Source organism: Alteripontixanthobacter maritimus (genome assembly GCF_003340475.1).
In the GTDB taxonomy this organism is placed as follows: Bacteria; Pseudomonadota; Alphaproteobacteria; order Sphingomonadales; family Sphingomonadaceae; genus Alteripontixanthobacter; species Alteripontixanthobacter maritimus.
This window is the reverse complement of sequence record NZ_QBKA01000002.1, coordinates 1,211,022-1,235,678: the sequence shown is the minus strand read 5'-3', so window position 1 is coordinate 1,235,678 and position 24,657 is coordinate 1,211,022. Positions and strand designations below refer to the sequence as shown.

24 protein-coding genes are annotated in these 24,657 nt (G+C 59.9%); 21 read left to right on the top strand and 3 right to left on the bottom strand.

The window, feature by feature from the left end:
• Positions 1-7: 7 nt before the first annotated feature.
• Positions 8-1,375 carry an ammonium transporter gene (locus HME9302_RS06180; RefSeq protein WP_115366294.1) on the bottom strand — a complete coding sequence of 456 codons (1,368 nt, stop codon included), beginning with the start codon at positions 1,373-1,375 and terminating at the stop codon, positions 8-10.
• 109 nt (positions 1,376-1,484) lie between these two features.
• Positions 1,485-2,501, bottom strand: coding sequence for a 2-hydroxyacid dehydrogenase (locus HME9302_RS06175; RefSeq protein ID WP_115366293.1), 1,017 nt, complete (start codon positions 2,499-2,501; stop codon positions 1,485-1,487).
• Between the two features lie 279 nt (positions 2,502-2,780).
• Between HME9302_RS06175 and HME9302_RS06170 the strand changes: the two genes are divergently transcribed.
• Positions 2,781-3,140 (top strand): SH3 domain-containing protein, encoded by a 360-nt coding sequence (locus HME9302_RS06170; RefSeq protein ID WP_230079892.1) that lies wholly within the window; start codon positions 2,781-2,783, stop codon positions 3,138-3,140.
• A gap of 88 nt (positions 3,141-3,228) precedes the next feature.
• Here HME9302_RS06170 and HME9302_RS06165 read toward each other — a convergent pair whose 3' ends face one another.
• A complete protein-coding gene (locus HME9302_RS06165; protein WP_115366291.1) occupies positions 3,229-4,425 on the bottom strand; it encodes a thiolase family protein in 1,197 nt (398 codons plus the stop codon).
• Positions 4,426-4,510: 85 nt separating this feature from the next.
• Here HME9302_RS06165 and HME9302_RS06160 point away from each other — a divergent pair, with 85 nt between their 5' ends.
• From HME9302_RS06160 to HME9302_RS06070, 20 genes are all read left to right on the top strand, one after another.
• Positions 4,511-5,941, top strand: coding sequence for a coniferyl aldehyde dehydrogenase (locus HME9302_RS06160; RefSeq protein ID WP_115366290.1), 1,431 nt, complete (start codon positions 4,511-4,513; stop codon positions 5,939-5,941).
• 140 nt (positions 5,942-6,081) lie between these two features.
• Positions 6,082-6,456, top strand: coding sequence for an NADH-quinone oxidoreductase subunit A (locus HME9302_RS06155; RefSeq protein ID WP_115366289.1), 375 nt, complete (start codon positions 6,082-6,084; stop codon positions 6,454-6,456).
• A 4-nt stretch (positions 6,457-6,460) separates the two neighbouring features.
• The gene (locus HME9302_RS06150) at positions 6,461-7,051 is read left to right on the top strand and encodes a NuoB/complex I 20 kDa subunit family protein (protein ID WP_230079891.1); all 591 of its coding nucleotides are present in this window, start codon (positions 6,461-6,463) and stop codon (positions 7,049-7,051) included.
• Positions 7,048-7,902, top strand: coding sequence for an NADH-quinone oxidoreductase subunit C (locus HME9302_RS06145; protein ID WP_115366288.1), 855 nt, complete (start codon positions 7,048-7,050; stop codon positions 7,900-7,902). Before HME9302_RS06150 ends, HME9302_RS06145 begins: the two co-directional genes overlap by 4 nt.
• Positions 7,899-9,116, top strand: a complete 1,218-nt coding sequence (locus tag HME9302_RS06140; RefSeq protein ID WP_115366287.1) for an NADH-quinone oxidoreductase subunit D — start codon at positions 7,899-7,901, stop codon at positions 9,114-9,116. The genes HME9302_RS06145 and HME9302_RS06140 overlap by 4 nt, the downstream gene beginning before the upstream one ends.
• A gap of 297 nt (positions 9,117-9,413) precedes the next feature.
• The gene (gene nuoE / locus HME9302_RS06135; protein ID WP_115366286.1) at positions 9,414-10,085 is read left to right on the top strand and encodes an NADH-quinone oxidoreductase subunit NuoE; all 672 of its coding nucleotides are present in this window, start codon (positions 9,414-9,416) and stop codon (positions 10,083-10,085) included.
• Positions 10,085-10,222 carry a hypothetical protein gene (locus tag HME9302_RS13265; protein ID WP_181815702.1) on the top strand — a complete coding sequence of 46 codons (138 nt, stop codon included), beginning with the start codon at positions 10,085-10,087 and terminating at the stop codon, positions 10,220-10,222. Before nuoE ends, HME9302_RS13265 begins: the two co-directional genes overlap by 1 nt.
• Before the next feature lie 36 nt (positions 10,223-10,258).
• On the top strand, positions 10,259-11,551 hold the full coding sequence (gene nuoF / locus HME9302_RS06130) for an NADH-quinone oxidoreductase subunit NuoF (RefSeq protein WP_115366285.1): 1,293 nt from the start codon (positions 10,259-10,261) through the stop codon (positions 11,549-11,551).
• On the top strand, positions 11,551-13,569 hold the full coding sequence (nuoG, locus tag HME9302_RS06125) for an NADH-quinone oxidoreductase subunit NuoG (RefSeq protein WP_115366284.1): 2,019 nt from the start codon (positions 11,551-11,553) through the stop codon (positions 13,567-13,569). Before nuoF ends, nuoG begins: the two co-directional genes overlap by 1 nt.
• Positions 13,566-14,615, top strand: a complete 1,050-nt coding sequence (gene nuoH, locus HME9302_RS06120; RefSeq protein WP_115366283.1) for an NADH-quinone oxidoreductase subunit NuoH — start codon at positions 13,566-13,568, stop codon at positions 14,613-14,615. The genes nuoG and nuoH overlap by 4 nt, the downstream gene beginning before the upstream one ends.
• Positions 14,612-15,097: an NADH-quinone oxidoreductase subunit NuoI gene (gene nuoI / locus HME9302_RS06115; RefSeq protein ID WP_115366282.1), complete on the top strand. Its 486-nt coding sequence runs from the start codon at positions 14,612-14,614 to the stop codon at positions 15,095-15,097. The genes nuoH and nuoI overlap by 4 nt, the downstream gene beginning before the upstream one ends.
• 42 nt (positions 15,098-15,139) lie before the next feature.
• Positions 15,140-15,760: an NADH-quinone oxidoreductase subunit J gene (locus tag HME9302_RS06110; protein ID WP_115366281.1), complete on the top strand. Its 621-nt coding sequence runs from the start codon at positions 15,140-15,142 to the stop codon at positions 15,758-15,760.
• Positions 15,757-16,062, top strand: coding sequence for an NADH-quinone oxidoreductase subunit NuoK (nuoK, locus tag HME9302_RS06105; protein WP_115366280.1), 306 nt, complete (start codon positions 15,757-15,759; stop codon positions 16,060-16,062). The genes HME9302_RS06110 and nuoK overlap by 4 nt, the downstream gene beginning before the upstream one ends.
• A gap of 8 nt (positions 16,063-16,070) precedes the next feature.
• Entirely contained in the window at positions 16,071-18,131 is a 2,061-nt protein-coding gene (gene nuoL / locus HME9302_RS06100; protein ID WP_115366279.1) for an NADH-quinone oxidoreductase subunit L, read from the top strand.
• Positions 18,131-19,681: an NADH-quinone oxidoreductase subunit M gene (locus tag HME9302_RS06095; RefSeq protein ID WP_115367523.1), complete on the top strand. Its 1,551-nt coding sequence runs from the start codon at positions 18,131-18,133 to the stop codon at positions 19,679-19,681. Before nuoL ends, HME9302_RS06095 begins: the two co-directional genes overlap by 1 nt.
• Positions 19,681-21,141 carry an NADH-quinone oxidoreductase subunit NuoN gene (gene nuoN, locus HME9302_RS06090; RefSeq protein WP_115366278.1) on the top strand — a complete coding sequence of 487 codons (1,461 nt, stop codon included), beginning with the start codon at positions 19,681-19,683 and terminating at the stop codon, positions 21,139-21,141. The genes HME9302_RS06095 and nuoN overlap by 1 nt, the downstream gene beginning before the upstream one ends.
• A gap of 1 nt (position 21,142) precedes the next feature.
• Positions 21,143-21,853 (top strand): biotin--[acetyl-CoA-carboxylase] ligase, encoded by a 711-nt coding sequence (locus HME9302_RS06085; RefSeq protein WP_115366277.1) that lies wholly within the window; start codon positions 21,143-21,145, stop codon positions 21,851-21,853.
• 13 nt (positions 21,854-21,866) lie between these two features.
• Positions 21,867-22,664 (top strand): type III pantothenate kinase, encoded by a 798-nt coding sequence (locus HME9302_RS06080; RefSeq protein ID WP_115366276.1) that lies wholly within the window; start codon positions 21,867-21,869, stop codon positions 22,662-22,664.
• Between the two features lie 10 nt (positions 22,665-22,674).
• Entirely contained in the window at positions 22,675-24,321 is a 1,647-nt protein-coding gene (locus tag HME9302_RS06075) for a ribonuclease J (protein WP_115366275.1), read from the top strand.
• Between the two features lie 5 nt (positions 24,322-24,326).
• The gene (locus HME9302_RS06070; protein WP_115367522.1) at positions 24,327-24,629 is read left to right on the top strand and encodes a DUF1467 family protein; all 303 of its coding nucleotides are present in this window, start codon (positions 24,327-24,329) and stop codon (positions 24,627-24,629) included.
• Positions 24,630-24,657: the final 28 nt, after the last annotated feature.

Sequence of the window (24,657 nt, the reverse complement as noted above, 5' to 3'; positions counted from 1 at the left end):
GTTCAGCTCAATTCAGGTCCCATGCCCGTTCGCCGTGATTGGCGATGTCCAACCCTTCGCGCTCGTCGTCGGCGGATACCCGCATCGGGAGCACCAGACTGACCATCAGCGCGAGGATCGTGGTGCCCACTGCGCTCCACAAGGCAACCACGCCCACGCCGATTGCCTGCGCCACGAACTGTACGCCCATGCCGCCGCCATCGGTAAAGCCGACGCCGCCCAGACCTTCGGCCATGAAGATCGCGAGCAGCAACGAACCCAGCATCCCGCCAACGCCGTGGACCGCGAACACGTCCAGCGAATCGTCGATTTGCAGGCGCTGTTTGATAAGCTGGATTGCCCCATAACACGTCACTGCGCCCAGCACGCCGAGGATGATTGCGCCGCCCGGACCGACAAGGCCGGCAGCAGGCGTAATGGTCGCAAGCCCGGCAATCGCGCCGGTTGCCCAGCCGACGCTGGTCGGTTTGCCGAGCGAGAACCGCTCGATTAGGATCCATACCAGCGAGGCCATACTGGCTGCCAGATGCGTGTTGATGATCGCGGAAGATGCATCGTCGGTGGCCGACAGGGCGGAGCCGCCGTTAAATCCGAACCAGCCAACCCACAGCAAAGCCGCGCCCGCCATGGTCAGTGCAGGACTGTGCGGTAGCATTGCAGGTCCGGGGAAGCCCTTGCGGCGACCTAGCAGTAGAGCAATCACCAGCGCCGACACCCCGGCAGTGGTGTGCACCACGATGCCGCCAGCGAAATCGAGCGCGCCGATACCGGCCAGCCAGCCGCCGCCCCACATCCAATGCGCAACGGGCGCATAGACCACCAGCCCCCACAGCGCACAGAACGCCACCACCCAGCCGAACCTCGCCCGGTCCACCCAGGCACCGATCATCAGGGCAGGGGTGATGACGGCAAAGGTCATCTGGAACAGGACGAACGCGCTTTCCGGAATTGTCGTGCCTTCGCGCAATGTGCCCAGATCATTGAGCATCCATGCGCGCCCATCCCCCAACCAGCCGTTCGATACATCGCCGAACGCCAGCGTATACCCGATTATGATCCACAGGACCGAAGCAATCGCTGCCACCGCGCCGATCTGCAACAGTACGGACAGGAAGTTCTTGGCCCGTACCAGACCGCCATAGAACAGGCCCAGCCCGGGAAGCGTCATCATCAGGACCAGCGCCGATGCGGCCAATATCCATGCGGTATCGCCGCTATCGTTCAGCGCGAGTTGTGCCACATCGATCACTGCCGGCGCGGGATCGGCGATCGCTTGCGAAAGACCCGCTTCCCCAGCGACAGGCGATGCTTCCTGCGCGGTTGCAAATGCAGGCATTGCAGCAAGTCCGGCTGCGGCTGACAGTTTGCGGAACATCGAATTCTCCCCTCGCTGCCGCTGGCAGCGCCCTATGCGCCAGGCGTTAAGCGATGAACCGCTCAAACGACAACCCAATAGCTTTGTTACCTTATGGAACGGGCGGTCTTCATACGAGGCCTTCCAGCACCTGGTCCGGTGGACGGTGGCCGTCGATCCAGAAACGGATATTGGCGATTACCTTGTCGCCCGACGCCTCGCGACCTTCGGCGGTGGCGCTGCCGATATGTGGCAGGGTCATCACGTTGGGATGCGCAAACAGACGTGCGTCCACTTCCGGTTCTTCCGGGTAGACGTCCAGCCCGGCACCGATCAGCTTGCCGGTTTCCAGCGCCTCGACCAGCACATTCTGGTCGATCAGATCGCCGCGCGCAGTATTGATGAGCGCCGCACCATCCTTCATCCGGGCGATGCGTTCTGCGCCGAACATATGGCGCGAAGTGGGGGTTGAGGGGCAATGCAGTGTCACGATGTCGCTATGCGCCAACAGCTCGTCCAGCGTTGGATAGTAGTCGGCACCCAGCTGGTTTTCGAGCGCGGCGGGCAGCCGGTGGCGGTTGTGATAGGCGATTGCCAGGCCGAACGCGCGGGCGCGATGCGCCACGGCTTGCCCGATACGCCCCATGCCTACGATACCAAGCGTCTTGCCGCCCAACCGCCGTCCCAGCAGACCGGACGGTGCCCAGCCGGTCCACTCACCGCGCCGGACAAGGCTGGTGCCTTCACGGATGCGGCGCGGCACCCCGATGATCATCGCCATGGCCAGATCGGCGGTATCGTCGGTGAAAACGCCGGGAGTATTGGTCACCATGATCCCGCGCGCCTTGGCAGCCGCCAGGTCGATATGGTCGGTTCCTGCCCCAAAATTGGCTATCAGGCCCAACCGATCGCCTGCCTGGTTCAGCAAGTCGGCATCGATCCGGTCGGTGACGGTCGGCACCAGCACGTCGCAATCCTGCACGGCCGTTACCAACTTGTCCGCAGTCATCGGCGTGTCGGCAGTATTGAGAACGGTGTCGAACAGCTCTTCCATACGGCTTTCGACATGCGGATTGAGATGGCGGGTAACTACCACGCGCGGTTTGCCGGTCACACGGCGAGCGCCTGCTTCTTTGCTGCTATTCATAGCTTGCGGCTAGGCGCTGGCAGGCTGGCTGGTCAAGCGGCGCGGGCACGCATACGATTCCGTGATGGGGGTTATGGCTACGCTGTGGCTTGTAGAGGGCATGGCGATAGGACTAACGTAGCGCGTATGAGCCGATGTTCCACCAGTTCCGGATTTCGACATGTTGCCACCGCAATTGGTTGCGCGATGGGCTGCGTGCTGTCGATACTGCCTGCAAGCGTTACCGCACAAGGCAAGCCGGTGCCGTACTGGGCTTCGATTAGAACGGAAAAGGCCTTCATGCGTGTCGGTCCAGGGCCGGACTTCCCGATCGAGTGGGTTTACAAGCGGGAAAACCTACCCATCACAGTCGTGCGCCGGCACGAGGGGTTCCGGCTGGTCCGCGATCCCGATGGCGCGCAAGGATGGATCTCAGCCAGCCTGCTAAGCGAAACGCGCACTGCCATCGTAATTGGCGATGGTGTTGCGGAAATGCGCGAGAAACCTTCGGCAGACGCAAAATTGCTTTGGCGGGTCGAGCCCGGGCGGACCGGACGGCTCGGCGCTTGCAAAGCAGGCTGGTGCCGCTTCAATACCGAGGGCCACCAAGGCTGGATCCCAGACAAGAAAATCTACGGTGACGGCGAGCCCGCGAAGTAACTTCGCCCGGCTTTAGCTGGAGAATGAACCGCAAACGGAAAGGGCGACCCGCCGGGCCGCCCTTCATAAATTAGCATTGCGATGCTGATCAGACTAGCTCGACCGCGACGGCTGTCGCCTCACCACCGCCGATGCACAGGCTCGCAACGCCCTTCGTCAAGCCCTTCTGTTTCAGGGCATTGAGCAGGGTAACGATAATGCGCGTTCCGCTCGCCCCGATGGGGTGACCCAAGGCGGTGCCGCCGCCGTTTACGTTGATCTTGTCATGCGGAATGCCAACGTCGCGCATAGCGAACATGGCGACACAGGCAAACGCCTCGTTCACTTCCCAGAGCTCGACATCGCCGACGCTCCAGCCAGCTTTCTCGAGTACTTTATTGATGGCACCGATCGGCGCGACGGTGAATTCGGATGGCTCCTGCGCGTGGGCCGCCATGGCTACAACCTTGGCAACGGGCGCGAGGCCCTTGTGCTTCGCCACACTCTCACGCGTCAGAACGACGGCGGCGGCTCCATCGGAAATGGAACTTGATGTCGCAGCGGTGATGGTCCCATCCTTGGCGAAAGCGGGACGCAATTTGGGGATCTTCTCCGGATTGCCGCGACCCGGCGCTTCGTCGGTATCAACGGTCACGTCGCCCTTGCGCGATTTTACCGTCACTGCGACCAGCTCGTCCGCGAAGGCGCCGCTGTCGATGGCGGCATTGGCGCGGCGCAGGGATTCGATGGAATATTCGTCCATGGATTCACGTGTTAGCTGGTATTCGTTGGCGGTGTCCTGCGCGAAGGTACCCATGGCGCGACCTTCCTCATAGGCATCTTCCAGCCCGTCGAGGAACATGTGGTCGTATGCCGTATCGTGGCCGATGCGCGCCCCGCTGCGATGCTTCTTGAGCAGGTAAGGCGCGTTGGTCATGCTCTCCATCCCGCCTGCGATAACCATATCGACATTGCCTGTCGCCAGCGCTTCCGCACCCATAATGACCGTTTGCATTCCCGAACCGCAAACCTTGTTCACAGTCGTGGCTTCCACCGATTTCGGGAGCCCTGCCTTGATCGCAGCCTGCCGCGCAGGGGCTTGACCGAGCCCCGCGGGCAGCACGCAGCCCATGTAGATGCGGTCCGTATCTCCGCTGTCGATCCCCGCACGCTCAACCGCCGCTTTCACTGCCGCCGCGCCAAGCTCCGTCGCGGATACGTCCGCCAGTGCGCCCTGCATGGCGCCCATCGGGGTGCGGGCGTAGGACAGGATCACAATAGGGTCGGCGGCGTTGAAGTGGGACATGCTTTGCGTGCCTTTCAAATGAGGGGTAGAGCGTTTGCAACAAACCTAATGCTGCAATGCAGCGAACGCAATTGGAGAGAACGAGATGGCTGCAACGAACCGGACCGACCGTAACGACGAGATGATGTCCGCGCTCAAGCTGCAGCGCGATGCCTTCATTGCCGCACGTCCCGAGCCGCTGGCGCTACGCCGCGACCGTATCAAGCGCGCAATGGCACTGCTGACCGACCATTCCGATGCGCTTTGCAAAGCGATGAGCGCGGATTTCGGCAATCGCAGCGCACACCAATCGATGATTACCGATATCGAAGGCACCAAGAACTTCGGCAAATACTGTCTCGACAACATGGACGCCTGGTCAAAGGGTGATAAGCGCAAGCTGCAGTTCCCGCTCTCCCTCCTGCGTGCCAAGGGCGAGGTGCGGTACGAGCCCAAGGGCGTGGTCGGCATCCTCAGCCCGTGGAACTTCCCGGTAAACCTAAGCTTCGGGCCGTTGATGCAGGTGTTCGCTGCCGGCAACCGTGCCATGATCAAGCCGAGCGAGTTCACAGAAGCGACCAGCGAACTGACCGATCAGCTGGTCAAACAGTATTTTGCGCCGGAGGAATGCTCGGTGTTTACCGGAAGCCCGGAAGTGGCTGCCGCTTTTTCGTCCCTGCCGTTCGATCATATGGTGTTCACTGGCTCTACCGAAACCGGCAAGAAGGTAATGGAAGCTGCGGCCAAGAACCTTGTGCCCGTTACGTTGGAGCTTGGCGGCAAATCGCCTGTTATTCTTGGGCGCAGCGCCGATTTCGACAAGGCGGGGGAACGCATCGCTTTGGGCAAGATGATGAATGCCGGGCAGATATGCCTCGCGCCCGATTACATGATGGTACCCGAAGACAAGGAGATGGACGCGATCGGTTCCGTCCAGTCCGCCGTTCATTCTATGTACCCGACGCTTCTCGAAAACGACGACTATGCGTCTTTGGTCAGCGACCGGCATCACGACCGGCTGCAATCCATGATTGCCGATGCCCGGGACAAGGGTGCGGACGTCATCGAGGTTAATCCGGGCGGGGAAGATTTCTCCGCCAGTAACGCCCGCAAGATGCCGCTCACGATCCTTCGCAATGTAACCGACGATATGCAGGCCATGCAGGAAGAGATCTTCGGTCCGGTTCTGCCGGTGAAAACCTATCGCGACGTGAACGAGGCAATCGATTACGTGAACGAGAACGACAATCCGCTGGGCTTGTATTATTTCGGCACCGACAAGGGTGAGCAGGAGCATGTGCTGTCCCGCACCATTTCCGGCGGCGTTACCGTGAACGATGTGATCTTCCACGTCTCCATGGACGATATGCCGTTTGGCGGCGTCGGCTCGTCCGGCATGGGTGCATATCACGGGGTGGAGGGCTTCCGCGAATTCAGCCACGCCCGCGCCGTTTACACCCAGACCAAGGTCGATGTGGCCAAGGTCGCCGGTATGAAACCGCCTTATGGCAAGAAAGACAAAGCCAAGGCCGCCTGACAGGCGCGCCGATGCGCCTTAAAAAAGGCGTGAAAATGCGGGAAAAGCGTCGGCGCAAGGGGCCTGAACCCCTTGCGCCGAACCCCGCGCGGGACTAGGGCGCGCATGAAGCACGCAATCCGCTGAGAAAGCCCGCGAACTTGGTCGACCTATCGCAATATCTGCCGATCCTCCTGTTTATGGGGATTGCACTGGGCTTGTCCGCCCTGTTCGTGTTCCTGCCCATGGGCGTGTCGCGCCTGACAGGTTCGCATAGTCCCGACGCTGAAAAGCTGAGCGAGTACGAATGCGGCTTCCCCGCGTTCGAGGATCCGCGCAGCCAGTTCGACGTCCGGTTCTATCTCGTCGCCATTCTGTTTATCATCTTCGACCTTGAGGCGGCATTCCTGTTTCCATGGGCCGTCAGCCTCGATCTGACCGGCTGGCCTGGCTGGATCACGATGATGATCTTCCTCGCCGAATTGATCATCGGCTTTGCCTATGCGTGGAAAATCGGCGCGCTGGAGTGGGAATAGAATTATGACCACGCAAAGAACCATGAGCCCGAACGGCCGCGACGCGCTTATTCAGCCCTCCGCATCAGTAACTGCACAGGGCGGAGAAGTCCGCCAGCCGGATGCCGATTATTTCAACGCGCTCCAGACCGAGGTGAACGACAAGGGTTTCCTCGTCGCAAGTACCGAAGACCTGTTCGAATGGGCGCGCACCGGCTCGCTCTGGTGGATGACCTTCGGGCTCGCCTGTTGCGCGGTGGAGATGATCCACGTCAATATGCCGCGTTACGATATGGAGCGCTTCGGCGTGGCCCCGCGCGCCAGCCCGCGCCAGTCGGACGTGATGATCGTGGCCGGAACCCTTTGCAACAAGATGGCCCCGGCGTTGCGCAAGGTTTACGACCAGATGTCCAACCCGAAATACGTCATTTCGATGGGCAGCTGCGCCAATGGTGGCGGCTATTACCACTACAGCTATTCCGTGGTGCGCGGGTGTGACCGGATCGTACCGGTCGATATCTACATTCCCGGCTGCCCGCCGACGGCAGAGGCCTTGCTGTACGGCGTAATGCAGTTGCAGCGCAAAATCCGCCGCAGCGGGACGGTCGAGCGATGACGGTAGTCCATTCCGCCCCGAAATTCACTTTGGTCGAAAATGCGAAGGCAGACCTTTCCGCTGCGCTGGGGACCATGCTGCTCGGCGCGCATGAAGAACATGGCGAGCTGCTGTTCACCGTACAGCGCGGCGAGATCGAGAACGCCCTGCGCCTGCTGCGCGACGAGCATGAGTACCAGCAACTGGTCGAGATTGCGGGTGTCGACTATCCGGACCGTGCCGAGCGGTTCGAAGTCGTCTACATGCTGCTCAGCCTGACCAAGAACCACCGCATTATGGTAAAGGTTTCGGCAGCGGAAAACACGCCCGTACCGACAGTTACTACGCTTTGGCCGGTGGCCGGTTGGCTCGAACGCGAGGTGTTCGACATGTATGGCGTGGTGTTCGATGGCAATACCGACCTACGCCGCATCCTCACCGATTATGGCTTCGAAGGACATCCTTTCCGCAAGGATTTCCCGATGACCGGATACGTCGAACTGCGCTATTCCGAAGAGGACAAGCGCGTTGTTTACGAACCTGTCGAACTTGCGCAGGACATGCGCAGTTTCGATTTCCTCAGCCCTTGGGAAGGCGCGGATTACGTGCTTCCCGGTGACGAGAAGGCGGCCACTCCGCCGATCGACGATCCCAAGGTTACCGAAGGACCGGAAGATACAGGCGCCGGTGCAAAGGCGGATGCCAAGGCTGCCGAACCCGTGAGCGAAGGTGCGCCTGCCGAAGTGGATACCGATATCGCGGAACCCGACGCTCCCACACCTACCGAGGACCGCAAAGGCAAGGCGAAGCGCAAGAAGACCGCTGCCGATACTGCCGCTGCGACCGAGACGAAGAAGGGGAAGGGCGCATGAACGGCCTCACTCTCGAACAGTCCCCGACCACGGCCGGCGACGATGAAATCAGCAATTACACGATCAATTTCGGCCCGCAGCATCCAGCCGCGCATGGCGTGTTGCGGATGGTGATGGAGCTGGACGGCGAGATCATCGAACGGATCGACCCGCATGTCGGCCTCCTGCACCGTGGCACCGAAAAGCTGATCGAGCAGAAGACCTATCTGCAGGCGCTGCCCTATTTCGACCGGCTCGATTACTGCTCGCCGCTCTGCCAGGAACACAGCTATGTTCTGGCGATCGAAAAGCTACTAAATGTGGAAGTGCCGATCCGCGCGCAATATCTACGTGTGTTGTTTGCGGAACTGACGCGCATCTGCAATCACATGCTGAACATCGGCGCGCATGTCATGGATGTCGGTGCGATGACGCCGAACCTTTGGGTCTTCGAACTGCGCGAAGACTGCATGAATTTCTTCGAACGCGCATCGGGTGCGCGGATGCATGCCGCGTGGTTCCGTCCGGGCGGGGTGCATCAGGACGTGCCGCTCAAACTGCTGACCGATATCGGCGACTGGGTGGATGGCCGCCTGCCCGAACTGTTCGGCGACGCGATGAGCCTGGTGCTCGACAACCGTATCTTCAAACAGCGCAATGTCGATATCGGCGTGGTGTCGAAGGAAGACGCGATTGCATGGGGCTTCACCGGCCCGATGATCCGCGCTGCCGGCGTGCCGTGGGACCTGCGCAAATCGCAGCCTTACGACGTGTATGACCGTATGGAATTCGACATTCCCGTCGGCACCAATTCCGATTGCTACGACCGGTTCGTGCTGCGCGTAAAGGAAGTTTACGAAAGCGCGAAGATCATCAAGCAGTGCCTGGCTGAAATGCCCGAAGGCCCGATTGCCAGTAGCGACCGCAAGGTTTCGCCCCCCAAACGCGGCGAGATGAAGCAGTCGATGGAAGCGCTGATCCACCACTTCAAGCTTTATACCGAGGGCTTCCACGTTCCAGCCGGTGAAGTCTACGTGGCCACCGAAAGCCCCAAGGGTGAATTCGGCGTCTACCTGGTGAGCGATGGCAGCAACAAACCCTACCGCTGCAAGATCCGCCCGACCGCATTCAGCCACCTCCAGGCCATGGACTTCATGTGCAAAGGCCACATGCTGCCCGACGCAATCCCGGTGCTGTGCGCGATCGACGTGGTGTTCGGGGAGTGTGACCGGTGAAGAGGTTAGGAAAACACTGGGCGTTCCGTGAGGAAAATGCTCTTCAGCAGCAGTTTCATGGACGGAATGCTCCCGTTCGTTTTCGTGGCTTGAAGCGATCGAAGCGCAATGAAGCCAAGTTAATTTTGCTAGCGGCCTTGCCAGCCTTAGCTATCGCACCGTTCGTTCCGCGGTGGTCAGAAACATCAATGATAGAGAAGTTCATGGTTGGTAGTGCTGGTCTATGGGCCGCTGCCATACTTATTGGCGGATTTGTGTTCCAATATCGGGCCGTCAACCGGGCTTGGGGGCGTTCTAATGGCTGATCGCACACCTGCACCCGACACACCCGAACTGCGTGAGCGGTGGGGTGCGTTTGCATTCGATGCAGACCACAAGGCGCAGGCCGACAAGGCCATCGCGCGCTATCCGGAAGGGCGGCAGAAATCGGCTGTCATGCCGCTGCTCGATCTTGCCCAGCGACAGGTGGGCAAGGAAACCGATACGCAGGGTTGGCTGCCGCTGCCGGTGATCGAATATGTGGCCAGCTATCTCGATATGCCGGTAATCCGCGTGCTGGAAGTCGCGACCTTCTATTTCATGTACAACATGAAACCGGTCGGTAAATTCCACGTGCAGGTTTGCGGCACAACGCCGTGCATGCTGCGCGGATCGGACGCATTGTTCGACACGTGCAAATCGCGCGGAATGGCCAAGGGAAAGGTCTCCGATGACGGCTTGTGGACCCTGACCGAGGTGGAATGCATGGGCAATTGCGCCACCGCGCCGATGGTGCAGATCAACGATGACAATTACGAGGATCTGACGCCTGAACGCCTCGACACCGTGCTCAACTCTCTCGCCAAGGGTGAGCAGCCAAAGCCGGGCACGCAAGAGCCCGGCCGACATACGTCCGAACCTGCGGGCGGGGTGACTACACTCGAGGCGATGACCGACGAAAACCACGATTACCGGAGCGAATGGGCGTAATGGAAATCACCACCATCATCATTGCGCTCGTCGTGATCTTCATCGCGTGGAAGGTACTGACCGGCATCGTCAAGTTCGCCCTGATCGGTGCGGTGATCCTTGGCGCGCTTTATTTCCTCTCGCAGGCAGCGGCATAATGGCGCTTCAGGACACCTTTTTGGGGGCGCTCGCTCATGCTCGCTGACCGGGACCGCATATTCACCAATCTGTATGGCTTTCAGGACTGGGGTCTGAAGGCGGCGCAGAAACGTGGCGATTGGGACGATACCAAAGCGCTGATCCAGCGCGGCAATGACAGCATCATCGACGAGATGAAGGCGTCGGGCTTGCGCGGCCGGGGCGGGGCGGGATTTCCGACTGGCCTTAAATGGTCGTTCATGCCCAAGGAATCGAAGGATGGCCGCCCATCCTTCCTGGTCATCAACGCTGACGAATCTGAGCCGGGTTCCTGCAAGGATCGCGAGATCATCCGCCACGATCCGCACAAGCTGATCGAAGGCGCTCTGGTCGCAGGTTTCGCCATGCGTGCGCGGGCGGCCTATATTTATATTCGCGGCGAGTATATTCGCGAGGCAGAGACGCTGCAGGCGGCAATCGACGAGGCGTATGACGCGGGATTGATCGGCAAGAACGCCAGCGGATCCGGCTACGATTTCGACGTATTCATGCACCGCGGTGCAGGCGCGTATATTTGCGGCGAGGAAACCGCGATGATTGAGAGCCTGGAAGGCAAGAAGGGCCAGCCGCGCCTTAAACCGCCATTCCCGGCAGGCGCGGGCCTGTATGGTTGCCCCACCACCGTCAACAACGTGGAAAGCATCGCAGTCGTCCCGACGATCCTGCGGCGCGGCGCCAGCTGGTTCTCCGGCTTCGGGCGCGAGGGCAACCACGGAACCAAGCTGTTCCAGATCAGCGGTCATGTGCGGCAGCCCTGTGTGGTCGAGGAAGAGATGAGCATTCCCTTCCGCGAACTGATCGAGAAACATTGTGGCGGTATCACCGGCGGGTGGGACAATCTGCTGGCGGTGATCCCGGGCGGCTCGTCCGTTCCGCTCGTCCCGGCTGAGCAGATCATGGACGCGCCAATGGACTTCGACGGATTGAAGGAAGTCGGCAGCGGGCTTGGTACGGCGGCAGTCATCGTGATGGACAAATCGACCGACATCGTGCGCGCGATTTCCCGCCTGAGCTATTTTTACAAGCATGAAAGCTGCGGCCAATGCACGCCATGCCGCGAAGGCACGGGCTGGATGTGGCGCATGATGGAACGCCTGCGCACCGGCGACGCGGCGATCGAGGAAATCGATATGCTGCAGCAAGTGACGAAGCAGGTGGAGGGCCACACGATCTGTGCCTTGGGCGATGCTGCTGCTTGGCCGATCCAGGGACTTATCAAGCATTTCCGCCCGGAATTGGAGCGGCGAATTCACGAGCATAACGCTCAATTTGCGGAGGCGGCGGAATAATGCCTAAGGTCACCGTAGATGGAATCGAAGTGGACGCGCCCGATGGTGCGACCGTGCTGCAGGCGTGTGAGCTGGCGGGGAAAGAAATTCCTCGCTTCTGCTATCACGAGCGGTTGTCTATCGCCGGCAATTGCCGGATGTGCCTGGTCGAAGTGAAGCCGGGGCCGCCTAAGCCACAGGCAAGCTGCGCGCTGCCAGCCACCGACGGCCAGGAAATTCGTACCGACAGCGAAATGGTCAAGACCGCGCGCGAAGGGGTGATGGAGTTCCTGCTCATCAACCACCCGCTCGATTGCCCGATTTGCGATCAGGGCGGCGAGTGCGATCTGCAGGATCAGGCCATGATGTATGGCCGCGGCGCGTCTCGGTATGACGAGAACAAGCGAGCGGTGACCGAAAAATACATGGGGCCCCTGATCAAGACGATCATGACCCGCTGCATTCATTGCACCCGTTGTGTACGGTTCTCAGAAGAGATCGCCGGCGTGGATGAAATCGGCGCGCTGTATCGCGGCGAGGACATGCAGATCACGACCTATCTCGAACAGGCCGCCAGCCACGAGCTGAGCGCCAATGTGATCGATCTGTGCCCAGTCGGCGCGCTTACCAGCCGCCCATACGCATACGAGGCACGCCCGTGGGAATTGAAGCGTACACTCAGCGTCGATGTGTCCGATGCGGTCGGAAGCAATATCACGCTGCATTCGCGCGGCCGTGAGGTGATGCGCGCGCTTCCCCGTATCAATGACGACGTCAATGAGGAATGGCTGAGCGACAAGGGCCGCTATCAGGTCGATGGATTGCAACGCCGCCGCCTCGACAAGGTCTTTATCCGCCGCAAAGGCAAATTGGCAGAAGCCAGCTGGGACGAGGCTTTCAAGGCCATCGCCAAGGTCAAGCCGGGTAAATCGATTGCCGCGATTGCGGGCGATTTGGTGGATTGCGAAACCATGTTCGCCGCGAAGGCTCTGCTGGGCGCCATGGGCTCCAATTTGCTGGAAGGTCGGCAAACTGGCTTGGATTATGACGCATCCAATATCGCCGCTTCGGTCTTTGGCAGCACGTTTGCCGAAATAGAGAATGCCGATGCTGTGCTGATTGTGGGCAGCCATGTCCGCTGGGAAGCGCCGCTCGTCAACGTCCGTTTGCGCAAAGCTGCCAAGCGCGGTGCCAAGATGTTCGTGGTTGGTCCGGAATGGGAAACGACTTTTCCCGCTACGTTCCTTGGCGACGATGCCGGGGTCCTTGGCAAACTGCCCAAGGAAGCAATCGATGCGCTACAAGCGGCGGACCGCCCGGCGATCATAGTGGGCGGGGGCGGTCTGGCCAAGGGTGCGCTCGGCCCGGCGCTTGCCCTCGCAAGCAAGTTCAACCTGGTGCGGGATGGCTGGAACGGCTTCAACGTGCTGCACATGGCGGCCAGCCGCGTCGGCGGCCTGATGCTGGGTTATGCGCAGAAGGGCGGTATTGGGGACATCGCCAAGGCTGCGCCTAAAGTCCTGCTCTCGCTCGGCGCGGATGAGGTGGATTACTTAGAGTTCGCCGATAGTCTCAAAGTCTATATCGGGCATCACGGCGATAAAGGCGCGCATTCGGCGGACATCATTCTGCCTGCTGCAAGCTTTGCGGAGAAGGACGGAACCTACGTCAATACCGAAGGCCGTGTGCAATTTGCCGAAAAGGCCGTGTTCGCGCCCGGCGACGCGCGCGAGGACTGGACGATCCTGCGGGCGCTCGCCGATGCCCTGGGAGTAAAGGTCGGGTTCGACAGCTTCGCCGAACTGCAAGCTGCCATGATCGCTTCTGTGCCTGCTTTGGGCGAGGAAGGGCTGGCCCATTTCGGTACGCTTCCAACCCCGGGTGCAAAGGAGAAGGATAAGGTAAAGGCCGAAGGCGCGATTACGTATCCGATTGCAGACTTCTACCTTACCAACCCCATCGCACGGGCGAGCGAGGTGATGAATCATTGTTCGCTGGAACTGCTTCACGGTGAAGATTTGGCGGAGGCAGCGGAATGACCGACTTCTTCGTCTCACTCGGCATGTCCTACGAGTTCGCTTGGTTCACGGCGACGATCAGCGGGATCCTGCTGATCGCGTTGCCGCTGATGCTCAGCGTAGCGATGATTATTTACATGGACCGTAAAGTCTGGGCTGCAATCGCCTTGCGGCGCGGGCCCAATGTGGTCGGCCCGTTCGGGCTGCTGCAAAGCTTTGCCGATGGGCTCAAGGTGTTCCTGCAGGAAACCATCATTCCATCTGCGGCCAATAAGGGCCTGTTTCTGATTGCGCCCATCGTCACTTTCACAGTGGCTTTGTTGGCTTGGGCGGTCATCCCGTTCGGGCCGGACGCTGTGCTTTCCGACATCAATGTCGGTTTGCTCTATGTGCTCGCGATCAGTTCGCTGGGGGTTTACGGCGTCGTGGTTGCGGGCTGGGCCTCTAACTCAAAGTATCCGTTTTTCTCCGCCATGCGTGCCGCGGCGCAGATGATTTCCTACGAGGTGTCGATCGGTTTCACGCTGGTTTGCGTGGTGCTGTACGCAGATTCGTTCAAGATGAACGAGATCATCTTGGCACAACAGGGCCATATCTTTGGCCTTTTGAACGGGTTCGTGTTCAACCCTCTGCTGTTCCCGATCTGGGTGGTGTTCCTCATTTCGACCCTTGCCGAAACTGCCCGCGCGCCGTTCGACCTTACTGAGGCGGAAAGCGAGCTGGTTGCGGGCTACCAGACAGAATATTCTTCCATGAGCTTCGCCCTGTTCTGGCTTGGCGAGTATGCCAATGTCCTGCTGATGTGCGCGCTAAACGCGATCCTGTTCTTCGGCGGATGGCTACCGCCGCTCAACATCGATCTGATTCCTTGGTTCGACATTCCGGGATGGATCTGGCTGTTTGGCAAGATTTTGCTGTTCTTCTTCATCTTCAGCTGGATCAAGGCGACCGTACCCCGGTTCCGCTACGACCAGTTGATGCGCCTTGGTTGGAAAGTGTTCCTGCCGCTCAGCCTGTTTTTTGTCGTCCTGATTTCGGGCTGGCTCATGTTTACGAGGTACGGATGACCCTCACTCACCTCATCAAGTCCTTCACCCTTTGGGAATTCCTGAAGGCGCATTGGCTGACCCTGAAGTATTTCTTCAAGCCCAAAGTGACTATCAACTATCCGTATGAGAAGAACCCGATTTCGCCACGGTTCCGGGGGGAGCATGTGCTGCGCCGGTACCCCAATGGCGAGGAACGGTGCATCGCGTGCAAACTTTGCGAGGCGGTATGTCCGGCGCAGGCCATCACCATCGAAAGCGAACCGCGCGACGACGGCAGCCGCCGGACCACGCGTTACGATATCGACATGACCAAGTGTATCTACTGCGGATTCTGTCAGGAGGCATGCCCGGTTGACGCGGTGGTCGAAGGCCCGAATTTCGAATACGCGACCGAAACGCGTGAAGAATTGCTGTACGACAAGGCAAAACTGCTGGCGAACGGGGACAAGTGGGAGCGGGCCATTGCCGCAAACCTTGAAGCCGACGCACCCTACCGCTAGGCGCGCGGCAACGTATTCGGCACGACCAAGTCCCGGGGGCTCATGATTCAAGTTATCGCCTTTTACCTGTTTGCGACTTTAGTGGTCGCCAGCGGTGTGCTGACGATCCTCAGCCGCAACCCGGTCCATTCGGTGCTGTGGCTGATCATGGCATTTTTCAACGCCGCCGGGTTGATGGTGCTGGTAGGCGCTGAGTTCATCGCGATGCTGCTGGTAATCGTCTATGTCGGCGCGGTGGCAGTGCTGTTTCTGTTCGTGGTGATGATGCTGGACGTCGATTTTGCATCGATGCGTAGCGGACTGGTAAAGAACTTTCCCCTCGGCATCGCGCTCGCATTGATCTTGCTGGCGGAGCTGGTGCTCGGCATCGGGGCTTACCGCGCGGGCGCACTGCAACTTGGTACGCCATCCGGCAACGCTGCGCCGATCCTTGGCCAAAGCAATACCGAAAGCCTCGGGGCGCTACTTTACAGCCAATATCTGTTCCTGTTCGAAACTGCCGGCATCATCCTGCTGGTGGCGATGGTCGGCGCGATCGTGCTGACCTTGCGCGGTTCCAAAACCGTGCGCGGCCATCAGGATATCGGTAAGCAGGTGCGCCGCAATCCGGATGAGGCGACCGTCATGCGTCAGCCCACGATCGGCAAGGGGGTCGAGCTGTGATCGGTATCGAACACTATATTGTCGTCGGCGCGATCCTGTTCGTGTTGGGCGTGCTGGGCATCTTCCTGAACCGCAAGAACATCATCGTGATCCTAATGGCGATCGAACTGATATTGCTTGCCGTAAACATCAATCTAGTCGCGTTCAGCGCATTTCTGGGCGATCTGACGGGGCAGGTCTTTGCCATGTTCGTATTGACCGTGGCGGCCGGTGAGGCTGCGATCGGGCTTGCTATCCTGGTCATCTATTTCCGTGGTCGCGGCACCATTGCCGTTGACGATGCTAACCGGATGAAGGGCTGAAGCCGGACATGTCCTCGATCCTGATCATCGTGTTTCTGCCTTTGCTGGCAGCAATCGTCGCTGGCTTCGTAAACAAGGGTGTGCCGGCCATTTTCGCCAAGGTCGTCACGACCGGCGCGCTAGTCACGGCGTGTGCGCTAAGCTGGCCGATTTTCCTCGGCTTCATATCGGGCAGTGCACAGGCGGAAGTCGTGCCAGTGCTGCAATGGGTCAAGTCCGGCTCGCTCAGCTTCGACTGGGCGTTACGGGTAGATGCCCTTACGGCTGTCATGCTGGTGGTGATAACGACTGTTTCGGCGCTCGTGCATATCTATAGCTGGGGTTACATGGACGAGGACCCCGACCAGCCGCGGTTCTTCGCCTATCTCAGCCTGTTCACCTTCGCCATGCTGATGCTGGTGACGGCAAACAACCTCGTCCAAATGTTCTTCGGTTGGGAAGGGGTGGGGCTGGCGTCTTATTTGCTAATCGGCTTCTGGTTCAAGAAGCCCAGCGCAAACGCGGCGGCGATCAAGGCGTTCGTGGTCAATCGCGTAGGCGATCTGGGCTTCATGCTTGGTATCTTCGGCACCTATCTGGTGTTCCAGACCACATCGATCCCCGAGATACTCGAGGCGGCGCCAGCGATGAGCGGCAGCAGCATCGGCTTTCTCGGATACCGTCTCTACACTATGGATATCCTGTGCATCCTGTTGTTCATCGGTGCGATGGGGAAGTCTGCGCAGCTTGGGCTGCACACGTGGTTGCCGGACGCCATGGAGGGGCCGACGCCTGTGTCCGCGCTGATCCATGCTGCGACCATGGTTACGGCCGGCGTATTCATGGTCTGCCGCTTGTCGCCCATGTTCGAAACCGCGCCGACGGCGCTGGCGGTAGTGACCATTATCGGCGCGCTGACCTGCCTGTTTGCCGCGACCGTCGGCACGACCCAATGGGATATCAAGCGCGTGATCGCGTATTCCACCTGTTCGCAGCTTGGATACATGTTCTTCGCCGCCGGTGTGGGTGCTTACGGCGTCGCGATGTTCCACCTGTTTACGCACGCGTTCTTCAAGGCGTTGCTGTTCCTGGGCGCGGGCAGTGTCATTCACGCCATGCATCACGAACAGGACATGCGGTATTACGGCGGATTGCGGAAAGAGATACCGATCACGTTCTGGGCCATGCTGGCCGGGACGCTCGCGATTACCGGTGTCGGCATTTATTGGTTAGGTGCAGGTTTCGCGGGCTTCCATTCCAAGGACGCAATTCTCGAAGCGGCTTTCGGGCGCGGCACCGATCTTGGACGCACCGCTTTTTTCATCGGCGCGTTCGCAGCGTTCCTGACCAGTTTTTACAGCTGGCGTCTGATGTTCCTGACCTTCTGGGGCAAGCCCCGCTGGGCACAGAGCGAGCATATCCAGCACGCGGTCCATGTTGGCCATGATGCTGCTGACGAACACAACCCAGCGGCGCAGGAACATGCTGGCGACAGTCCGACGCATTCCGTACCATCACCTGACGAGCATGATGGGACCGCAGGGTATCACCCGCACGAAAGTCCGCTCACGATGCTGGTACCGCTCGGCGTCCTCACATTGGGCGCAGTCTTTGCAGGGTGGATGTTTACCGACGCGTTCGTCGACAGCGAGGCATTCTGGGATGGCTCGATTTTCTATAACGAGAATCTGGTCGCCGCTTTGCACGTCGTACCGCTGTGGGTAAAACTATCGGCGACCGTAGCGATGTTGGCGGGGCTGTTTTTCGCCTGGCTCGCTTACATTCGGAACACGGCTATCCCGGCGGAAACTGCCAAGCAACTGGGTCCGGTCTACCGGTTCCTGCTGAACAAGTGGTATTTCGACGAGATTTACAACTTTCTGTTCGTACGCCCCGCCTTCTGGCTCGGCCGCAAGTTCTGGATATTGCTGGACAAGGGTGTAATCGACCGGTTCGGCCCTGATGGCGCGGCTTGGGTTGTCTCGAGAAGCTCTGTTGCGGCCAAGAGCCTGCAGTCTGGCTATCTCTATAGCTACGCGCTGGTGATGCTGCTTGGCCTTGTCGCCGCTATTACATGGGTGCTGTTCTGATGGGCGGTTTCCCGATCCTTTCCACGATGTTGCTGGTCCCGCTTGTGGCCGCAGTCGCGTGCTTCTTTGTTTCTGCAAGTGCCGCGCGGATGATTGCGCTGGTGGCGACGCTGGTCAATCTGGCGCTCGGCATCCTGCTTTGGGCGAGCTACGATATTGGCGGCGCGCAATGGCAGTTTACCGAGAGCCTTCCGCTATTCGCCGGCTTCAAATATGCGCTTGGCATCGATGGCATTGCGCTGATGCTAATCGTGCTCAGCGTGTTCCTGATGCCGGTTTGTATTCTTGCAAGCTGGGAATCGATCCAGACTCGCGTGGGCGAATACATGGCTGCGTTCCTGATCATGGAACTGCTCATGATCGGCGTATTCGCGGCGCAGGACCTGCTGCTGTTCTACATCTTTTTCGAAGCCGGTCTGATCCCGATGTATCTCATCATCGGGATTTGGGGCGGCGACAACCGGATTTACGCGAGCTACAAATTCTTCCTCTACACGCTGCTCGGATCAGTCCTGATGCTGGTCGCGATGCTGTGGATGATCAATGTTGCTGGCACGACCGACATTCCCACGCTGATGCAATATGATTTCGCGCCTACTGCACAGACGTGGCTGTGGCTCGCGTTCTTTGCCAGCTTCGCTGTAAAAATGCCGATGTGGCCGGTGCATACTTGGTTGCCGGATGCGCACGTTCAGGCGCCGACAGCGGGCTCCGTCATTCTTGCCGGCGTATTGCTGAAAATGGGCGGTTACGGGTTTATCCGGTTCAGCCTGCCGATGTTTCCGGAGGCCAGCGCACAATTCATGTGGCTTATCTTCGGCCTGTCGATGGTGGCGGTGATCGTCACCAGCCTGATCGCACTGGTCCAGCACGATATGAAGAAGCTGATCGCTTATTCCTCAGTCGCGCACATGGCGATTGTTACCGCGGGTCTGTTCGCTTTCAATGTGCAGGGGCTCGAAGGCGCGATGGTAATGATGCTGAGCCACGGCCTGGTTTCGGGCGCGTTGTTTCTATGTGTGGGCGTGATCTACGACCGGCTGCATACGCGCGAGATCGACCGTTATGGCGGGTTGGCCATCAACATGCCGCGATACGCCATTTTCTTCCTGTTCTTCACCATGGCGAGCATCGGATTGCCGGGGACGAGCGGTTTCGTGGCCGAGTTCCTCAGTCTCGCTGGAGTCTACCAGGTTTCCACTACTGTCACGCTGGTATTGACCACCGGGATTATCCTGGGCGCGGCATACATGCTGTATCTCTATCGCCGCGTCGCGTTCGGCATTCAGAAAAACGAGGATGCCGCGGCGATGAAAGATATGAATATGCGCGAATGGCTGATGCTCGGCCCGGTGGCTGCCGCTACGCTGTGGATGGGCGTGTATCCAGAGAGCTTTCTCGCCCCCATGCGCGCCGATATAGCCGTGCTTGACGCCCGTCTTGCGCGCGCTGCGCCTGAAGGCGATTCCCGACTGGCTGCCGGCGCTCCACGAACGGAGGCTGCCAATACGGTTGCCGCACCCGCCGCTCATGGTGAGGGGGCGCACTGATGGACTTCCAGGCTTATCTTGCTCTCGTCGCACCCGAAATCGTGCTTACCGTTGGCGGCCTCGTGCTGCTGCTGGTCGCCGGTTGGATGCAGGATCGCGGCACTCGGTTCATCAGCATCGCCGCAACGGCATTGCTGGTGGGCGCCGCGTTCATGGTTGCGCCCGCGCTAATCGAGGGTGCCAGCGGACCGGACACGTTGGCCTTTGGCGGCCAGTTCGCGGCTGATGCGTTTGCGGCCTTTGCGAAAATCCTGATTTTCGGCTCCGCTGCCGCCTGCCTTATCATCTCACCACGGTTCTTCGATCGGATCGGCGCCATGCGCGCGGAATACCCTGTGCTGGTGTTGTTCGCAGCGCTCGGCATGGGCATCATGGTGTCGGCCACCGATTTCATTACCCTGTATATCGGGTTGGAGCTCAACAGCCTGTCCGCCTACGTTCTGGCCGCATTTCTTCGCGACAATAGCAAATCGACCGAAGCAGGCTTGAAATACTTTATCCTCGGCGCGCTGGCTTCGGGCATCCTGCTTTACGGGATTAGCCTGCTTTACGGCTTTACCGGTTCGACCAACTTCGCCGCAGTGAATGTTGCATTGGCGGGTGAGTACACGACCGGGCAGCTATTCGGATTGATCTTCGTATTGGCCGGGCTGGCTTTCAAGATCGCCGCAGTGCCGTTCCACATGTGGACGCCCGACGTTTACGAAGGCGCGCCCACTCCGGTGACCACTTTGTTCGCAACCGCGCCCAAGGTTGCTGCAGTTGCCCTTACCGCCCGTGTCGCGATCGAGGCATTCGGCAGCCAAATCGATGCATGGCGGCAGATCGTTATCTTCGCGGCGCTCGCTTCCATCGTGGTCGGTGCATTGGGCGCTATCGGCCAGACCGGATTGAAGCGTCTGCTGGCCTATAGCTCGATTAACAATGTAGGCTTTATCCTGATTGGTCTTGCCGCCGCTACGTCTGCTGGCATCTCGGCCATGCTGGTCTATCTCGATATCTATGTTGCGATGTCGCTCGGCGCATTCGTCTGCATCTTGCTGCTGCGCGATGCGGCGGGCAACCAGTTGGACGACCTTTCGGACATTGCGGGTCTTTCGCGGGCGCGGCCGGTAATCGCGTTGGTCTTCGCGGCGATGATGTTCAGCCTTGCCGGCATTCCACCCCTGTTCGGCTTCTGGGGCAAGCTAGTTGTGTTTCAAGCCGCTGTCGAGGCCGACATGGTCATCCTCGCCGCCATTGGAATTGCCGCCAGCGTCATAGGGGCGTTCTATTACCTGAAGGTGGTGAAGGTGATGTATTTCGACAAGCCTGCGGGTAAGGCAGTGAGGCACGACGGCGAAATGTCGCACTGGGTACTGCTCGCCATCACGGCGTTGATCGTGTCGCCGCTGGGCTATTTCCTGATCCCGCTGCTTGGCGCCATGGCGGACCGCGCGGCAGCGTCGCTGTTTATCTGATTTGCTCGACTACATCGCCGAGACGGGATCGACCAATGCCGACCTGCTGACCCGCATCGCTGCCAACGAGGCGGTGCATGAAGGCGATTGGCTGGTTGCGGATCGGCAGAGCGCAGGGCGAGGCCGCCAGTCGCGCGAATGGCACGATGGGCTTGGCAATTTCATGGGGTCCACCATCGTCCGGCGCGGTGCTGGTGATCCTCCTGCACCAAGCCTCGCGCTGGTGGCGGGATTGGCAGTGTACGAAGCCGTACGGCCTGTCCTTCCACCCCATCCCGGCCTGGCGCTAAAATGGCCGAATGATCTTATGGTTGGCGAGGCCAAACTCGCAGGCATCCTGCTGGAGGGCACGGCGAACGCAGTAGTCGTCGGGATCGGTGTCAATCTGGTTCATGCGCCCGCGCTGACGGATCGCAGGACAGCGGCATTATCGCAATTCGGGCCGGCGCCCGGCCGCGATCACTTTGCCGAAAGCCTCGCCGAACAATTCGCAACCGAACTGACCCGCTGGCGCTCTCACGGGTTGGAGCTCCTGACCCGCCGCTGGCAGGCGGCGGCACATCCGCTCGGCACGCGGCTGACCGTATCGGAGCCGGGCGAGGGCGCCATACGCGGTACATTCGCTGGCCTCGCCTCCGATGGCTCGCTCATGCTGGGGTTGGAGGACGGCTCGGTCCGTGCCATCCACGCCGGCGACGTCAATCTCGTTTAGGGACTTCGCTACCATGCTGCTCGCCATCGATGTCGGTAACACCAATCTGGTTTTCGCGCTGTTCGATACGAGTGCGGGCGGAGGGGCAGCCGCGCAACTGAAGGCGCGCTGGCGGATCGCGACCGATGGGCGGCGGACGGGCGATCAATATGCGGTCTGGTTGTTGCAATTGCTCAGTATCGAAGGGTTCGATCGCAGCGACATCACCCAGATAATCTTTGCCTCGGTGGTCCCGCGAGCCGACCATAATCTGACCGTTTTGGCGGAGCAGTACTTCGGCATCACGCCGCTGATCGCCGGGCATGGCAAGGCGGAGTGGGGCTTTTCCATCGATGTCGACCAGCCCAGTTCGCTGGGTGCGGACCGCGCGTTGAACGTGCTTGCCGCGACAGAGCTAGTGGGCGGTGACATGATCGTGGTCGATTTCGGGACCGCAACCAAGTTCGAGGCGGTCGACTTCAACGGTGCGTACAAGGGTGGCATCATCGCGCCCGGCATCAATCTCAGCCTGGACGCGCTGGTTGGAAAGACCGCGAAGCTACCGCGCATCGCCATTCGTGCGCCCGACAGCGCAAGCGTGATCGGTCGCAACACCGAGGATCAGATGCTCATCGGGGTATTCTGGGGCTACGTTGCCATGATGGAAGGCCTGATCGATCGTATGAAGAACGAAATCGGGCGCCCGGTAAAGGTTGTAGCGACGGGCGGGCTCGCCATATTGTTCGATGACAACACCCGGATATTCGACGTCGTCGATCCGGATCTGACCATCCGCGGTCTCGCCATCCTGGCGGATCGGGCTGGCACCTAGAAAGTTCACAATGAAAAAGAATTACGCGCCCGAAGACGAGCTGCTGTTCCTTGCGCTCGGCGGATCGGGCGAGATTGGCATGAACGTCAATCTTTACGGCTGCAACGGCCGCTGGCTGATGGTCGATCTGGGCATGACCTTCTCCGGCAATGAATATCCCGGCGTCGATCTGGTGTTTGCCGATCTCGACTTTATCGAGGATCGCGCGGACATGCTCGACGGTATCGTGCTGACCCACGGTCATGAGGACCATATCGGCGCCGTGCCCTATTTCGCCGCAGAGCTTGGCGTCCCGCTTTATGCCACCCCGTTCACAGCTGAACTGGTGCGGCGCAAGCTGCAGGAAGCAAACCTGACGGGTGAGGTCGAGTTGATCGTGGTCGACGACCTTGAACGCTTCGAGGTTGGCGATTGGGGGGTGCAATATGTACCGCTCGCGCATTCCATCGCGGAAGGTAATGCGCTGCTGATCGACACGCCGCATGGGCGTGTGTTTCATACCGGTGACTGGAAGCTCGACGAAGATCCCATCATCGGGGAGCCGACCACTCAGGACGAATTGCGGGAAATTGGCGACGCTGGCGTGCTGGCGCTTGTCTGCGATTCCACTAACGTGTTCAATCCGGAACCCTCGGGGTCCGAAGGGGCCGTCTACCGCGGCCTGCTGGCGGAGGCGCAGAAGTGGGAAGGGCGCCGCATCATGGTCACCACGTTCGCTTCCAATGTGGCGCGTTTGCAGACGCTCGGCAACGTTGCGCGGGAAACAGGGCGACAATTATGTGTGGCCGGGCGCTCGCTCGACCGAATTATCGAAGTGTCGCAGGATAATGGGTACCTGACGGACCTTCCGGACCGGGTGGACTGGGACACCGCCATGCGGCTGCCGCGCGGCGAGGTGTTGATTATGGCAACCGGCGGGCAGGGCGAACCGCGCGCGGCATTGAGCCGTGTGGCGGAAGGCAACCACAAGATATCACTGAGCAAGGGCGATGTGGTGCTGTTTTCAAGCCGCCAGATCCCTGGCAACGAGGTTGCGATCGGGCGCATTCAGAACAAGCTCGCTGAGAGCGGCATCGTGATGGTGACCGACCGGCAGAGCGAGATCCATGTCTCCGGCCATCCGGGTCGTCCGGAACTGCTGGAACTCTACGACTGGATGCAGCCCGAGATCCTGCTGCCGGTGCATGGCGAAATGCGGCACATGATGGAGCAATCACGTGTGGCGCTGGAAGCGGGCATTCCCCACGCACCAGTGCAAAAGAACGGCGATATCCTGCGTCTGGCACCGGGCAAACCTGAACGTATTGCCCAAATCGAGGCGGGTCGGCTCGTCTTGGACGGTGACATCATTGTGCCGGCCGAGGGCGATGCGATTACGATGCGGCGCCGCATTGCGCGTGAGGGGATGGTCATAGTAGTGCTACGTGAAAACAAGACGGTTCAGATCGACGCGCTTGGGTTACCACTGGACGAGGACTTTGAAGACTTTGCAGCAGAAGCTGGCAAGGACATCATGCGTGCTCTCGACAAGCTCGGTCCGAAAGATCGTAAGGATGCCCGCAAGGTTACCGAGGCCGCCCGTCTGGCGGCTCGGCGTGCATCGCGTCGCTGGAGCGGGAAAAGCCCGCAGATCAAGGTCATGTTGCCGGGTAGCTGATCATGATGCAGTGGACATCGATTCTGGCGATCTACGTGCTCTTCTGGGTGATGAGCGCGTTCCTGCTATTACCGTTCGGCATCAAGACACATGACGAGATGGGGATCGAGAAAACTGCCGGGCAGGCCGATAGCGCGCCCGGCAATTTTCGGCCCGGGCGGGTGATGGTCCGGGCAACCGTCCTGGCCGCAGTTTTGACCGGAATTTACGTCGCCAATTATGCGTATGGCTGGATCACACCGGATGACATCAATATCTTCGGCAACCCGCCTGATCCAGCCGATTACCGGCACCCGGACCCAACTTGAGCCCGCAGGGGATCAGGACCGACTATAT

Coding starts and splice junctions, on each gene's coding strand:
- HME9302_RS06180 (WP_115366294.1), bottom strand. CDS start 1,375: ATGTTCCGCAAACTGTCAGCCGCAGCCGGACTTGCTGCAATGCCTGCA.
- HME9302_RS06175 (WP_115366293.1), bottom strand. CDS start 2,501: ATGAATAGCAGCAAAGAAGCAGGCGCTCGCCGTGTGACCGGCAAACCG.
- HME9302_RS06170 (WP_230079892.1), top strand. CDS start 2,781: ATGCGTGTCGGTCCAGGGCCGGACTTCCCGATCGAGTGGGTTTACAAG.
- HME9302_RS06165 (WP_115366291.1), bottom strand. CDS start 4,425: ATGTCCCACTTCAACGCCGCCGACCCTATTGTGATCCTGTCCTACGCC.
- HME9302_RS06160 (WP_115366290.1), top strand. CDS start 4,511: ATGGCTGCAACGAACCGGACCGACCGTAACGACGAGATGATGTCCGCG.
- HME9302_RS06150 (WP_230079891.1), top strand. CDS start 6,461: ATGACCACGCAAAGAACCATGAGCCCGAACGGCCGCGACGCGCTTATT.
- HME9302_RS06145 (WP_115366288.1), top strand. CDS start 7,048: ATGACGGTAGTCCATTCCGCCCCGAAATTCACTTTGGTCGAAAATGCG.
- HME9302_RS06140 (WP_115366287.1), top strand. CDS start 7,899: ATGAACGGCCTCACTCTCGAACAGTCCCCGACCACGGCCGGCGACGAT.
- nuoE (WP_115366286.1), top strand. CDS start 9,414: ATGGCTGATCGCACACCTGCACCCGACACACCCGAACTGCGTGAGCGG.
- HME9302_RS13265 (WP_181815702.1), top strand. CDS start 10,085: ATGGAAATCACCACCATCATCATTGCGCTCGTCGTGATCTTCATCGCG.
- nuoF (WP_115366285.1), top strand. CDS start 10,259: ATGCTCGCTGACCGGGACCGCATATTCACCAATCTGTATGGCTTTCAG.
- nuoG (WP_115366284.1), top strand. CDS start 11,551: ATGCCTAAGGTCACCGTAGATGGAATCGAAGTGGACGCGCCCGATGGT.
- nuoH (WP_115366283.1), top strand. CDS start 13,566: ATGACCGACTTCTTCGTCTCACTCGGCATGTCCTACGAGTTCGCTTGG.
- nuoI (WP_115366282.1), top strand. CDS start 14,612: ATGACCCTCACTCACCTCATCAAGTCCTTCACCCTTTGGGAATTCCTG.
- HME9302_RS06110 (WP_115366281.1), top strand. CDS start 15,140: ATGATTCAAGTTATCGCCTTTTACCTGTTTGCGACTTTAGTGGTCGCC.
- nuoL (WP_115366279.1), top strand. CDS start 16,071: ATGTCCTCGATCCTGATCATCGTGTTTCTGCCTTTGCTGGCAGCAATC.
- HME9302_RS06095 (WP_115367523.1), top strand. CDS start 18,131: ATGGGCGGTTTCCCGATCCTTTCCACGATGTTGCTGGTCCCGCTTGTG.
- nuoN (WP_115366278.1), top strand. CDS start 19,681: ATGGACTTCCAGGCTTATCTTGCTCTCGTCGCACCCGAAATCGTGCTT.
- HME9302_RS06080 (WP_115366276.1), top strand. CDS start 21,867: ATGCTGCTCGCCATCGATGTCGGTAACACCAATCTGGTTTTCGCGCTG.
- HME9302_RS06075 (WP_115366275.1), top strand. CDS start 22,675: ATGAAAAAGAATTACGCGCCCGAAGACGAGCTGCTGTTCCTTGCGCTC.
- HME9302_RS06070 (WP_115367522.1), top strand. CDS start 24,327: ATGCAGTGGACATCGATTCTGGCGATCTACGTGCTCTTCTGGGTGATG.